The sequence below is a fragment of the Pseudomonas japonica genome (assembly GCF_900188455.1).
Classification (GTDB): domain Bacteria; phylum Pseudomonadota; class Gammaproteobacteria; order Pseudomonadales; family Pseudomonadaceae; genus Aquipseudomonas; species Aquipseudomonas japonica.
In genome coordinates this window covers 139,900-152,893 of the sequence record NZ_FZOL01000014.1, presented here as the reverse complement: position 1 = coordinate 152,893, position 12,994 = coordinate 139,900, and the positions used below count along the sequence as shown (strand labels likewise).

At 64.3% G+C, this 12,994-nt stretch carries 10 protein-coding genes; 5 read left to right on the top strand and 5 right to left on the bottom strand.

The window, feature by feature from the left end; all coding sequences use genetic code 11:
- Window positions 1-111: 111 nt before the first annotated feature.
- Together CHB99_RS17840 and CHB99_RS17835 are read right to left on the bottom strand one after the other, a co-directional pair.
- Window positions 112-741, bottom strand: a complete 630-nt coding sequence (locus CHB99_RS17840) for a response regulator (protein WP_042123895.1) — start codon at window positions 739-741, stop codon at window positions 112-114.
- A gap of 15 nt (window positions 742-756) precedes the next feature.
- Window positions 757-3,147, bottom strand: a complete 2,391-nt coding sequence (locus tag CHB99_RS17835) for a PAS domain-containing sensor histidine kinase (RefSeq protein ID WP_042123897.1) — start codon at window positions 3,145-3,147, stop codon at window positions 757-759.
- A 94-nt stretch (window positions 3,148-3,241) separates the two neighbouring features.
- Here CHB99_RS17835 and CHB99_RS17830 point away from each other — a divergent pair, with 94 nt between their 5' ends.
- On the top strand, window positions 3,242-4,234 hold the full coding sequence (locus tag CHB99_RS17830; RefSeq protein ID WP_042123899.1) for an alpha/beta hydrolase family protein: 993 nt from the start codon (window positions 3,242-3,244) through the stop codon (window positions 4,232-4,234).
- On the opposite strand, the gene CHB99_RS17825 is transcribed toward CHB99_RS17830, so the two are convergent.
- From CHB99_RS17825 to CHB99_RS17815, 3 genes are read right to left on the bottom strand one after another with little or no spacing between them, the layout of a single operon-like run.
- Window positions 4,231-4,992 (bottom strand): TerB family tellurite resistance protein, encoded by a 762-nt coding sequence (locus CHB99_RS17825; protein ID WP_042124050.1) that lies wholly within the window; start codon window positions 4,990-4,992, stop codon window positions 4,231-4,233. The two genes, CHB99_RS17830 and CHB99_RS17825, sit on opposite strands and share 4 nt — an antisense overlap.
- Window position 4,993: 1 nt before the next feature.
- Window positions 4,994-5,665 (bottom strand): N-acetylmuramate alpha-1-phosphate uridylyltransferase MurU, encoded by a 672-nt coding sequence (gene murU / locus CHB99_RS17820; RefSeq protein WP_042123901.1) that lies wholly within the window; start codon window positions 5,663-5,665, stop codon window positions 4,994-4,996.
- The gene (locus tag CHB99_RS17815) at window positions 5,662-6,687 is read right to left on the bottom strand and encodes an aminoglycoside phosphotransferase family protein (RefSeq protein ID WP_042123903.1); all 1,026 of its coding nucleotides are present in this window, start codon (window positions 6,685-6,687) and stop codon (window positions 5,662-5,664) included. The genes murU and CHB99_RS17815 overlap by 4 nt, the downstream gene beginning before the upstream one ends.
- 272 nt (window positions 6,688-6,959) lie before the next feature.
- Between CHB99_RS17815 and CHB99_RS17810 the strand changes: the two genes are divergently transcribed.
- Genes CHB99_RS17810 through rsmA form a run of 4 tightly spaced genes read left to right on the top strand, consistent with a single transcriptional unit; the run spans window position 6,960 to window position 12,901 of the window.
- Window positions 6,960-9,815, top strand: coding sequence for an LPS-assembly protein LptD (locus CHB99_RS17810; protein ID WP_042123905.1), 2,856 nt, complete (start codon window positions 6,960-6,962; stop codon window positions 9,813-9,815).
- Window positions 9,796-11,112: a peptidylprolyl isomerase SurA gene (gene surA, locus CHB99_RS17805; RefSeq protein WP_042123907.1), complete on the top strand. Its 1,317-nt coding sequence runs from the start codon at window positions 9,796-9,798 to the stop codon at window positions 11,110-11,112. Before CHB99_RS17810 ends, surA begins: the two co-directional genes overlap by 20 nt.
- The gene (pdxA, locus tag CHB99_RS17800) at window positions 11,109-12,098 is read left to right on the top strand and encodes a 4-hydroxythreonine-4-phosphate dehydrogenase PdxA (RefSeq protein WP_042123908.1); all 990 of its coding nucleotides are present in this window, start codon (window positions 11,109-11,111) and stop codon (window positions 12,096-12,098) included. The genes surA and pdxA overlap by 4 nt, the downstream gene beginning before the upstream one ends.
- Window positions 12,095-12,901 carry a 16S rRNA (adenine(1518)-N(6)/adenine(1519)-N(6))-dimethyltransferase RsmA gene (gene rsmA / locus CHB99_RS17795; protein ID WP_042123911.1) on the top strand — a complete coding sequence of 269 codons (807 nt, stop codon included), beginning with the start codon at window positions 12,095-12,097 and terminating at the stop codon, window positions 12,899-12,901. Before pdxA ends, rsmA begins: the two co-directional genes overlap by 4 nt.
- Window positions 12,902-12,994: the final 93 nt, after the last annotated feature.

The window sequence follows — 12,994 nt, the reverse complement described above, 5'->3', positions numbered from 1 at the left end:
GTCACACGACAAGCCTCGCTCCTACGGGGCATGCGCGCGTCACTTTTGCGTAGGAGCGTGGCTTGCCCGCGAAGGACTGCAAAGCAGTCCCAAAGGTCGCATCCAGAACACTCAGAGCAGCTTGTGCTCCATCGCATACTTCACCAGCTCCGCCAGCGACGTCACGTTCAGCTTCTGCATCAGCCGCGCCTTGTGCGTACTGATGGTCTTGTTGCTCAGCGCCAGTTGCTGGGCGATATCGTTGACGTTGGCCCCCTGGGCCAGACGCTCGAACACCGAGAATTCACGCTCCGACAAGAGCGAGTGCAGCGGCCGGCTATCGGTCAGGCCCACTTCGAAGACCATGCGGTCGGCCAGGTCCGGATCGATGTAGCGACCGCCCCCGGCGACCCGGCGAATGGCGGTCAGCAACAGCGCCGGGTCGCTGTCCTTGGTGGCATAGCCGGCGGCGCCGACCTTCAATGCGCGGGCCGCCATCTGCGCCTCGTCGTGCATCGACAGCACGAGGATCGCCGGCGGCGCGTTCAGCGCGCGAATCCGCGGGATCGCCTCGAGGCCGTTGACCCCGGGCATGGAGATGTCCAGCAACACCACCTCGCACGGCGTATGCCGCAGCGCCTCCAGCAACTGCTCGCCATTGCCCGCCTCGCCCACTACCTGCATGTCCTTGGCCAGGCCGATCAGTTGCTTGATGCCCTCGCGCACGATGGTGTGGTCTTCTGCCACCAATACTCGAATCACTGCCTCGCTCCCGTTTCAATCCAGAGGAATTCGTACGCTCAGGCTGGTGCCCTCGCCCGGTTCACTTTCCAGGTGCATGTCACCGCCCAGCATCAACACCCGCTCACGCATGCCGACTAGGCCGAACGAACTGCGCCGGGCATCGCTGTCGTCCACCCGGAAGCCGACGCCGTCATCGCTGACGCGCAGGCACAGCATCGCGCCTTCCAGGGTCAGGCTGATCTCCACAGTATGCGCACGGGCATGGCGCATGACATTGGTCAGCACCTCCTGCAGCACGCGGAACAGCCCGGTGGCCTTGGCGTCGCTCAGGGGCGGCAGGTGTTCCGGAACCTGCACCAGGCACGGAATCTGCGTACGCGCTTCGAAGCGACGGGCCTGCCATTCGATCGCCGAAGCGATGCCCGCGTCGAGAATCGGCGGGCGCAGGGCGGTAGCGACGTCACGCACCAGCTGGAACAGCTGTGCGATCAGCTTCTTCATGCTGCCCAGGCGCTCGGTGAGCCCCGGGTCAAGGTCGGCGTAGGCCAGCTCGCACATGGACGTTTCCAGCTTGAGCACGGTGAGCATCTGCCCCAGTTCGTCATGCACCTCGCGGGCGATTCGCGCCTTTTCCTCCTCGCGCACGCTCTCCAGGTGCGCGGCCAGCTCGCGCAGCTGTTCCCGGGAACTGGCCAGTTCGAGTTCGACCTGCTTGCTCTGGGTGATGTCCCAGACAATACCGTCCCAGACCACCCGGCCATTGCTCAGGGTACGCGCACTGGCCTTGATGTCGGCCCAGCGCTGTTCGCCCTGGCGGGTGAGGATCCGGCCTTGCCACGACCAGTCGCTGTCGCTGGCCAGGGCCTGGTCCTGGACCCGGTGATAGTCGGCACGGTCGGCGCTGTGCACGAGGTTGCGCAAGCCCATTTCCGGGTCCTGGATCTCCGCCGGCGCGTAGCCGACCAGCGCCTCACTACCCTCGCTGATGTAGGGAAACTCCAGCTCGTCGATACCCGGATCGCGCTCCAGGCGAAACACCAGCCCCGGCACGTTGGCGGCGATGCCCTTGAGCCGGGCCTCGCTCTCGCGCTGGGCCGCCTGGGCCCGACGGCGCTCGCTGACGTCGGTGAGGTAGACCACCAGGTATTCGGCATCGCGAAAGCGCAGGAAACTCAACGACACATCCACTGGCAGCAGGCTGCCGTCGGCACGCAGCCACTGGGTTTCGAAGCGTTGCGCCGTCTCGACACTGGCCCGCGAACGCTTCCACAGGTCCAGCCAGCGGTCCATGTGCAACTGCGGCTCGAAGTCGATCAGCGGCCGCTCCAGCACCCCGCCGGGCGCATAGCCGAGCATGCTTTCCGCGGCGCGGTTGGCGTAGCGCACATGGCTGTCCCAGTGCACCCAGAGAATGCCCACGGTGCTCTGGTCGAGGGAGAACTGGCTCAGCCGCAGGGCCTGCTCGCGGTCCAGGCGGCGGGCGATATCCTCCCGCGCGGCGAGCAGGCTGTGCTCGAGAAAGTGCTGCTGACGGCGCTGCCAGACAATGATCGCCACCGCGCTGAAAAACAGGGCGGCAAACAGCAGCGCAAGGTTCTGCCAGAAACCCGGCGACTCGCTCAGGCGCGGGTACCTGGGTTGCAGCCAGCGCGTGTGCAACTCCTCCAGGTCCCGCGCCGATATCGCCTGCAGACCCCGTTCGAGGATGTCCGCCAGCAACGGCCAGTCGCGCCGCGAAGCCACCCGCAACAGTTGGGGAAAGCCGATGTCGCCGACCACCGCCAGCTCACTGAATTCGCTTTCCCGGGACAACCGGCTCAGCTGCGCCTCATCCACCACCGCATAGCGCGCCTGATCGCCGACCACCAACTGCAAGGCCTGGCGCTCGCCGGGAACGCCCTGCAGGTTGAGATTCGCGTAAGTGACACGCAGGTAGTCGGCCACCGCACTGGGCATGCGCACGGCCACCCGCTCGATGTCGCCGATCTTCTCCACATCCACCATCACCGCGCCGCTGCGCTGGCCGACGATCAACTGCGGCACACGCATGTACGGGTCACTGAACAACCACAGGCGCAGGCCGGCGGGGGTCTGGGTCAGGCCGGGAGCCAGGTCGATCTCGCCGGCGGCGAGCGCATGCTCCAGCTCGGCCTGATCGGAGAAATTGCGCCAGGTCAGGTCCAGGCCGAGGTTGCGCGCGAGCATGTTCATCACCTCGACGTTGACCCCGGACAACTGCTGCAGGCGCCGATCGAACTGGGCGAACGGCGCCTGCAGGATCATCCCGACACGCAGGCTGCGGTGCTGCTCCAGCCATTGCTGCTGCGCCGGGTCCAACTGCACCGTCGACGGCGCGGGGCCGGCCAGGACGATCAAGGGCAAGCACAGACAGCCGATAACCCACAGACGGCGCAAACGAATCATCTTGAATCTCGTCAATAGAAGGACGGCCGCCAAACGTGGCCGTCCCGGACAAATACCATTAGGCTGCCGGTATCATTCTGGCCTGGATCGATCAATGTTCTCACTTTATCGCACGACGCTTCCTGCGTTATGCCTGACCTTGATACTACCTTGTAGTGTCCATGCCGAGGATGGCAAAAAGCCAGAAGCCGCGCCGGACGCCTCCACTCAGCGCCCCGCCCTGGTCGAGCGCAACCAGGAAGACGCCCTTGCCCTGGAACGCCAGGTGCCCAAGGAAGAACAGCAGACCCTGCAAGCCGGCAGTGACACCTTCCTGGCCTTGTGGAAGCCGGCCAACAGCCCGGCACCGCAAGGTGTCCTGGTGATCCTCGCCGGTGCCGGTGAAAGCGCCGACTGGCCGAAGACCGTCGGCCCGCTGCGGCGCAAATTTCCCGATGCCGACTGGGGCACCCTGAGCCTGGCACTGCCCGACCTGCTCACTGACAGCCCGATGGCACGCAGCGAAAGTCCGGCTCCCGCAGCAAAGACCGAAGACACCAGCAAAGCGGCACCGGCCAAGGACACCCCAGCCGACGCCAACGCCAATATCGCCCAGGCCACCGCCGTGGAGAGCGATGCCGAAACCAGCGACAACGCCAGCGCCGGGAACAGCGGCGACAACAGCGACGCCGAACGCGTCTTCGCCCGCCTCGACGCCGCCGTGGCCTACGCCCAGCAACAGAACGCGCGCAGCGTTGTCGTCCTCGGCAACGGCACCGGTGCCTACTGGGCGACCCGCTACATGAGCGAACGCCAACCGGCGCAGGTACAAAAGCTGGTGATGGTTTCGGTGCAGACGCCACTCAAGGCCGAGCACAGCCTGGACAGCCTGACCGCAACCCTGAAAGTGCCGACCGCCGACTTCTACTACAGCGATCAGGGATCGGCCCGTCAGGCGGCGAAGCAGCGTCTGCAGGCCAGCAAGCGAATGAAAGACAGCGGCTACAGGCAGGTCGCCCTGACCGCCATGCCTGGCAACCGCTCCGCGGAGCAGGAGCAGTTGTTCAGGCGGATTCGCGGTTGGCTGAGCCCGAGCGAGATCGACTAGAGATCGCGGTGCTTGCGGATGATGGCGTAGGCCTGGTGCAGTTCGCGGGTGCGTTCGGTCGCCTCGCGGACCCTGGCCGGGCTGGCGCCGCTGCCCTGCAGCTTGTCCGGGTGGTTGCGGCTGATCAGGCGCCGGTAGGCCTGCTTGACCTCGCCGGAACCGGTGTCCGTGCTCACGCCCAGCAGGCGCAGGGCCTCGGCATACGTGCCCGGCCCTTCCAGCGCCGCCTTGCGTGGCTCGTAGTCACCGGCCAGGGCCTGCACCTTGGCCGCCGACCAGCCCAGTTGCCGGCCCCAGTGCAACAGCAACTCCCGCTCGTCACGCCCGGCACGACCGTCGGCCCAGGCCATCCGGCAACAGGCGCGCAATACCCCTTCGGCGGCATGCGGTTGCAGCTTGAGGCGCTGCAGATGCCCGTCGACCTTCTCGCGCCCGGCCTTGCCGAGGTTGAACGCGGCAATGGCTCTCTGCCGTGCGAGGTCTTTCATTTCCAGGCGCTGCATTTCCTGGCGCGCCTGCTGGATGTGCGCCTCGACGATACGACCATCGCTTTTCGCCAGGCGCCCCAGCAGCACGAACAACACCTCGTCGTCGCGCAGAACCGGACGACCGCCAAGCCTTTCCCGCAGATGCGCCCAACTGTGCAACTGCAAACGGCGGTCCATCGCCTGCCCGAGCAGGGCTCCCAACAGCGCGCCAGGAATGCTGGCGATAGCGAAGCCGGCACCGGCTCCGATCACTGTGCTCGGCCACAGCATGTCAGCGGCGCTCGGCGAGCAGGCGCTCGACTTCGGCAAGACGCTCCAGGGTGCCGACATCCACCCAGTGCCCACGGAAATGCTCACCGCTGACCCGACCAGCGGCCATGGCCTGGCGCAGCAGTGGGGCGAGCTTGAACGCGCCGGCCTGGCAGCCAGCGAACAGCGCCGGGTCGAGCACCGAGATCCCGCTGAAGGTCAGGGTGTCCGGAGCACCGGCGCCATCCTCGACCTGATCGAGTTCGAGGCGGAAGTCTCCAGCACCGTGATGGCCCGGGTTGTCCACCAGCACCAGGTGCGCCAGACCTTGCAACGGCTGACGCAAGCGGGCGAAGTCGTAATCGGTCCAGATATCGCCGTTGACCAGCAGGAACGGCGCGTCCCCCAGCAACGGCAGTGCCTTGAAGATCCCACCACCGGTTTCCAGCGGTTCGCCTTCCGGCGAAAAGCGGATACTCAGGCCCCAGCGCGAGCCGTCACCGAGGTGGTCCTCGATCTGCCGGCCCAGCCAGGCATGGTTGATCACCACCTCGGTAAAGCCCGCCGCGGCCAGGGCCCGCAGGTGATATTCGATCAGCGGCACGCCCGCCACCGGCACCAGCGGCTTGGGGGTATGCAGGGTCAGCGGACGCATCCGCTCACCCTTGCCCGCCGCGAGGATCATTGCCTTCATGGGCGCGCCTCCGCCGCCGGGCGCAGGCTGGCAAGCAGCTCACCCAGCTCGACCAGTTCCGGCCGTCGGGAAATCACTTCATCTATATAGGCAAAGAAGCGCGGCACATCGCCCAGGTAGCGCGGCTTGCCATCACGATGGCAGATGCGGGCGAAGATGCCGATCACCTTCAGATGACGCTGCACGCCCATCAGGTCGCTGGCGCGGTGGAAATCCTCGAAGTCGGCCTGGACCGGGATGCCCGCCTCTCGGGCACGTTGCCAGTAGTCACGCAGCCAGCCGGCGACCCGCGTCTGCGGCCAACTGAGGAAGGCATCCTTGAACAGGCAGGTAATGTCGTAGGTGACGGGGCCATAGACCGCGTCCTGGAAATCCAGCACGCCCGGGTTCGGCACGCTGCGCATCAGGTTGCGCGGCATGTAGTCGCGGTGCACCAGTACCTTCGGCTGGGCCAGGGCACTGTCGATCAGGAGCGCGCTGACCCGTTGCCAGACGGCGGCCTGCCGTTCGTCGAAGCGCTGCGCCAACTCGCGGCCGACGTACCACTCGGGGAACAGCTCCAGCTCGCGGCGCAGCAGGGCCGTGTCATAGCTGGGCAACGGCGCCTCCAGTGGCAGGCGCTGGAAAGCCAGCAACGCATCGATGGCATCGTGGAACAAGGCATCGGCATTGTCGGCGTCGATCACGTCGAGGTAGGTCTGGTTGCCCAGGTCGCTCAACAGCAGGAAACCGCGGTCCAGATCTTCACCATGGATCACCGGCACATTGACCCCGGCGCTGGCCAGCAGGCGCGCGATGTCGACGAAGGGACGGCAGTTTTCCTGGGGAGGAGGCGCATCCATGATGATGAAGCTGCGACCATCGGCCTGCCAGCGGAAATAACGGCGAAAGCTCGCGTCGCTGCTGGCGGCGGTCAGGCTGGCCGCGGGAACCGGCCCCCAGCCCTGCGCGCGAAACAGGTTTGCCAGTTGCTCGTCGAGCCAGGCGGTGAGGTGCTGCAGGCGTACATCGTGATCGGGCATTGCAAGGGTCTCCGACGGCCCCGGACTGGGCATGGAATGTATTCGGACGCAGGCCGGGCAAGGCGAATACAGACGAGGAAGCGGAGTTTACTGGTTGTAAATGCGCATTCCGAGCCTGTTTTCACTGCTGTATCGGCGAGTGGGATGCATTTCTTAGAGAGCCTAGCCGCCAAGCGGGGCATGCTTTATCATCCAGCATCTTTTTCAGACCATCGAGAGGCGTGCGGCCCCACACGCGGGCAGATGGCACGCAGGAAGCCCGGACTAATAAGATGGCATTGAAATCCCCCGCGTTTCGTAAAAAATTCCCGTTGCTGGTCACCGGCGGTCTGCTGGCCCTGCAACCTCTGGCCACGTCGTATGTGGTGGCCGCCGAGCAGTTCGACTGCCAGGTTTCCGCATCCGGTGGATGGGACTGCAAACCCAAGACCAACGCCGCCGCCCTGCCACCCCGCCCGATCCATGATGGCGCGGCGGTGAGTTCGGCCAATGCCACGCCGGAACAGGCCGGCAGCGTCGAGGACAACGGTCCCAAGCCGGTCCTGGTCACCGAGGCCAAGGGCCGTGGTCTGAAATCCCGCAGTGCCGACTACAGCCACCTGGACTGGGTGCCTCGCGAGAAGCTGACCGCAGCCCAGCTCGCCGAAGCTGGTCCGTACTGCGCCGGTGCCTACATCGAACCGATCCGTCCGGGCATGAACGACGACACACCGAAGGACGAAGCGCCAACCTTCATCGGTGCCAAGGTCTCCCGCTACCAGCAGGAACAGCAGATCGCCACCCTCGCCGGCGACGTGGTCATGCGCCAGGGCAGCATGCAGGTCGAGGCCGACGAGGCCAACCTCTACCAGGCCGAGAACCGCGGCGAGCTGAGCGGCAACGTGAAGATTCGCGACAACGGCTCGCTGGTCGTCGGTGACCACGCCGACATCCAGCTCGACACCGGCGAGGCCAAGGTCGACAACGCCGAGTACGTGATGCACAAGTCACGCGTGCGCGGTAGCGCCCTGTACGCCAAGCGTGCCGAGAACGCCATCATCCGTCTGAAGGACGGTACGTACACCACCTGTGAGCCGAACAGCAACGCCTGGCAGCTCAAGGGCAACAACATCACCCTGAACCCGGCTACCGGCTTCGGTACCGCGACCAACGTCACCCTGCGGGTCAAAGATATTCCGGTGCTCTACACCCCGTATATCTACTTCCCGATCGACGACCGTCGCCAGTCCGGCTTCCTGCCGCCGTCGTTCAGTACCAGCGGCGACACCGGCTTCATGCTGGTCACGCCGTACTACTTCAACCTTGCGCCGAACTACGACGCCACCCTCTATCCACGCTACATGGCCAAGCGTGGCCTGTTGATGGAAGGTGAGTTCCGCTACCTGACGCCAAGCAGCGAAGGTCAGTTCGGTGGTGCCTGGCTGAATGACCGGGAAGACGAGCGCAAGCTGCAGACCGACTACAAAGACCAGCGCTGGATGGTCAACTGGCAGCACAAGGGCGGCCTCGATGAGCGCCTGATGGCCGAAGTCGACTATACCGATATCAGTGACCCGTTCTATTTCCAGGATCTGGAGTCCGATCAGATCGGTGTTGAAAGTCGCGACTTCATCAACCAGCGGGGCAAGCTGACCTATCGCGGTGACAGCTACACCGCAGCACTGAACGTCCACGCTTTCGAGCTGGCGACCATTTCGCAGATTACCCCGTATGACCGTCTGCCGCAGATCACCTTCAATGGAATGCTGCCCTATCATCCGGGCGGATTCGAGTTCAGCTACCAGACCGAGGCCGTGCGCTTCGATCGCAATCTGAAAGACGATCTGGTCTTCGACAAAGATGGCCAGCCGGATTTGTCTGTCGGTGCGGTTTATGACTCCGCGAACAATATCATTGGCGGCAAGCGCCTCGACGAAAACATCTTCGGCGTGGCGCGCTCGAACGGTACTCGCCTCAATGCCGCCCCGATGATCAGCTTGCCGATGAGAGCCAGCTATGGCTTCCTGACCCCGTCGATCAAGTACGTTAGTACCTACTACAATCTCGACCTGGACGCTAAAGGGAAAGACGACATCCGCAAACTCGCTGCTGCAAACCCTGAAGCTCTTCGGCTCCAGGGTGACTTCAGCGGTACCCAGACCCGCAACGTGCCGATCTTCAGTGTCGACAGCGGCCTGTACTTCGATCGCCAGACCCAATGGTTCAACAAGAACTACACCCAGACTCTCGAGCCGCGGCTCTACTACTTGTATGTGCCGTATGAGAACCAGAGCGACATCCCGCTCTTCGACTCTGGCGAAACCTTGTTCAATTACTCATCGCTGTTCCGCGACAACCGCTTCAGCGGCACTGATCGCATCGGTGACGAGAACAAGCTGTCCCTGGGCGTGACCAATCGCTGGATCGAAGAGAACGGTTTCGAGCGCCAGCGCTTCAGCATCGGCCAGGCCGTGTACTTCAAGGATCGCAAGGTTCAACTGCCAGGCATCGACTACCGCACACGCGCCGACGCCAAGTCCGACGTTTCGCCGTACGCTCTGGAATACGAGTACCGCTTCAACCGCGACTGGCGCTTCAACTCCGACTTCAACTGGGACCCGGACAGCCGCAGCACCCGCTCGGGCAGCGCGATGTTCCACTACCAGCCTGAAGACAACGTGAACAAGGTCGTCAACCTGGGTTATCGCTATCGCAATGACACCATTTCCTACAACAGCCTGACCGGCCAATGGCAGGTCGGCGGTGGGGACTATGGCAGCCCGGGCGATGCCAACTACATCAAGGACTACTACAAGATCCAGCAGCATGACTTCTCGGTCATGTGGCCGATCGTTCCGCAGTGGACCGCAATCGCTCGCTGGCAGCACGACTACAACCGCAACCGCACACTGGAAGCCTTCGGTGGTTTCGAATATGACAACTGCTGCTGGAAGCTCCGCCTGATCAACCGCTACTGGATTGACTATGACGACTTCAGCCAGGCAACCCCGCAAAATGAAAAAGGCGACCACGGCGTCTTCCTGCAGATCGTGCTGAAAGGCCTCGGTGGTGTAGTGGGCAACAAGGTCGAGAGTTTCCTCGACAAAGGCATTCAAGGTTACCGTACACGTGAAGACCAAGCTTATTGATTGTCTGCGCCCGCTGATGCTGGGCGCCGTGATGTTGAGCAGCACCGCGCACGCCGCGGTGCAGACCCTGGACAAGATCGTCGCCATCGTCGACAACGACGTGGTCATGCAGAGCCAACTGGACCAGCGCGTCCACGAAGTGCAGCAGACCATCGCCAAGCGCGGTGGCGCGGTACCGCCCACCAGCGTGCTCGACCAGCAAGTGCTGGAGCGCCTGATCGTCGAGAACCTGCAACTGCAGATCGGCGAGCGTTCCGGCATCCGCATCACCGATGAAGAGCTCAACCAGGCCATCGGCACCATCGCCCAGCGCAACAACATGAGCCTGGAGCAGTTCCGTGCCGCCCTGGCCCATGACGGCCTGTCGTTCAATGACGCCCGCGAGCAGGTACGTCGCGAGATGATCATCAGCCGCGTGCGCCAGCGCCGTGTCGCCGAGCGCATCCAGGTCTCCGAGCAGGAAGTGAAGAACTTCCTCGCCTCCGACCTGGGCAAGATGCAGCTGTCGGAAGAATACCGCCTGGCCAACATCCTGGTCCCTACGCCAGAAAGCGCCAACTCCACCACGATCCAGGCAGCAGCACGCCAGGCCGGTGAGATCTACCAGCAGCTCAAGCAGGGTGCCGACTTCGCGCAACTGGCCATCGCCCGTTCGGGTAGCGAAACCGCGCTGGAGGGCGGCGAAATGGGCTGGCGCAAAGCCGCTCAACTGCCACCTCCGTTCGATCGCATGCTCAGCTCCATGGCTGTCGGCGATGTCACCGAGCCGGTTCGTACACCAGGCGGCTTCATCATCCTCAAGCTCCAGGAAAAACGCGGCGGCCAGACCCAGTTGCGTGACGAGGTGCATGTTCGTCACATCCTGATCAAGCCGAGCGAGATCCGCAGCGAAGCCGAAACCAAGGTGCTCGCCCAGCGTCTGTACGATCGCATCCAGGCTGGCGCAGACTTCGCCGAGCTGGCAAAAAGCTTCTCCGAAGACCCGGGCTCCGCGCTCAACGGCGGCGATCTGAACTGGATCGATCCGAACGCACTGGTACCGGAGTTCCGCGAAGTCATGGCCAATGCACCTCAGGGCCAGGTATCCAAGCCGTTCCAGACCCAGTACGGCTGGCACGTACTGGAAGTCCTCGGCCGTCGCGCCACCGACAGCACCGCCCAGGCCCGTGAGCAACAGGCCATGAACGTACTGCGTAACCGCAAGTACGACGAAGAGCTGCAAAGCTGGCTGCGTCAGATCCGCGACGAAGCCTATGTGGAAATCAAGCTTCCTGGCGCCGACCAGGCCGCCCAGTGAAACCGCAGCGCTTCGCCCTCACTCCCGGCGAACCCGCAGGCATAGGTCCCGACCTGTGCCTGCTGCTCGCCTCGCAAGCCCAGCCTTACCCCTTGATCGCCATCACCAGCCGTGACCTGCTCGCCGAGCGGGCCACCCAGCTGGGTGTGGCCGTCAAGCTGCTGCCGGTCAGTCCCGACGCCTTCCCCGACAAGCCCGCCGAGCCCGGCAGCCTGTATGTCTGGGATACGCCGCTGGCGCACCAGGCAGTCGCTGGCAAGCTGGACAAGGCCAACGCCGCCTTCGTCCTGGAAACCCTCACCCGCGCCGGACAAGGCTGTCTGGACGGGCATTTCGCCGGCATGATCACCGCCCCCGTACACAAAGGCGTGATCAACGAAAGCGGCATCGCTTTCTCCGGACACACCGAATTCCTCGCCGAGCTGACCAACACCGCCCAGGTGGTAATGATGCTCGCCACTCGCGGCCTGCGCGTCGCCCTGGTCACCACCCACCTGCCCCTGCGCGACGTCGCCGATGCCATCACCGTCGAACGCCTGGAGCGGGTCACGCGGATCCTGCATGCCGACCTGCAACAGAAGTTCGGCATCGCCCGACCGCGCATACTGGTCTGCGGGCTCAACCCGCATGCCGGCGAAGGCGGTCATCTGGGACGCGAGGAAATCGACATCATCGAGCCCACACTGGAACGCCTGCGTGCCGAAGGCATGGACCTGCGCGGCCCGTTGCCGGCCGATACCCTGTTTACCCCCAAATATCTGGAGCACTGCGACGCGGTGCTGGCGATGTACCACGACCAGGGCCTGCCCGTGCTCAAGTTCAAGGGCTTCGGCGCTGCACTGAATGTCACCCTCGGCCTGCCGATCATCCGCACCTCGGTGGATCACGGCACCGCCCTGGATCTTGCCGGCACCGGCAGGATCGACACCGGCAGCCTGCAGGTCGCCCTGGAAACCGCCTACCAGATGGCCGAGACCCGACTATGACCGAGCAATACCAACACCGGGCGCGCAAGCGCTTCGGTCAGAATTTCCTGCACGACGCTGGCGTGATCGACCGCATCCTGCGCGCGATCAATGCCAAGGCCGGCGAGCACATCCTCGAAATCGGCCCGGGCCAGGGCGCCCTCACCGAAGGCGTACTGGGCAGCGGCGCGCAACTCGACGTGGTCGAGCTCGACAAGGACCTGGTGCCGATCCTCAATCGGCAATTCGCCAGCCGCGACAATTTCCGCCTGCATCAGGGCGACGCGCTGAAATTCGACTTCACCACCCTCGGCGCCGCACCACGCTCGCTACGGGTGGTTGGCAACCTGCCGTACAACATCTCCACCCCGCTGATTTTCCACCTGCTGGACAACGCCGAACTGATCCGCGACATGCACTTCATGTTGCAGAAGGAAGTGGTCGAGCGCCTGGCGGCGGGCCCCGGCGGTGGTGACTGGGGGCGTCTGTCGATCATGGTGCAGTACCACTGCCGGGTGGAGCATCTGTTCAACGTCGGCCCCGGGGCGTTCAATCCGCCGCCGAAGGTGGACTCGGCGATCGTGCGCCTGGTGCCTCATGAGGTCCTGCCGTTCCCCGCCAAGGACCACCGCCTGCTCGAACGCATCGTCCGCGAGGCGTTCAACCAGCGTCGCAAGACCCTGCGCAACACCCTGAAGGCCCTGCTCGGCAGCGACGCCATCGAAGCCGCCGGCGTCGACGGCAGCCTGCGCCCCGAGCAACTCGATCTGGCTGCCTTCGTCCGCCTGGCGGACAAACTGGCCGAACAGTCTCCCGCCAAGTGAACCCTCAGCCGGGCCAGCCTCTCCACGAGGCTGGCCCGCTGCCCCGCCGATGGCCTAGACTGACCCCAAAAATCGAAAGATCCGTTCGTCTTG

Coding starts and splice junctions, on each gene's coding strand:
- murU (WP_042123901.1), bottom strand. CDS start 5,665: ATGAAGGCAATGATCCTCGCGGCGGGCAAGGGTGAGCGGATGCGTCCG.
- CHB99_RS17815 (WP_042123903.1), bottom strand. CDS start 6,687: ATGCCCGATCACGATGTACGCCTGCAGCACCTCACCGCCTGGCTCGAC.
- CHB99_RS17825 (WP_042124050.1), bottom strand. CDS start 4,992: ATGCTGTGGCCGAGCACAGTGATCGGAGCCGGTGCCGGCTTCGCTATC.
- rsmA (WP_042123911.1), top strand. CDS start 12,095: ATGACCGAGCAATACCAACACCGGGCGCGCAAGCGCTTCGGTCAGAAT.
- CHB99_RS17810 (WP_042123905.1), top strand. CDS start 6,960: ATGGCATTGAAATCCCCCGCGTTTCGTAAAAAATTCCCGTTGCTGGTC.
- CHB99_RS17835 (WP_042123897.1), bottom strand. CDS start 3,147: ATGATTCGTTTGCGCCGTCTGTGGGTTATCGGCTGTCTGTGCTTGCCC.
- CHB99_RS17830 (WP_042123899.1), top strand. CDS start 3,242: ATGTTCTCACTTTATCGCACGACGCTTCCTGCGTTATGCCTGACCTTG.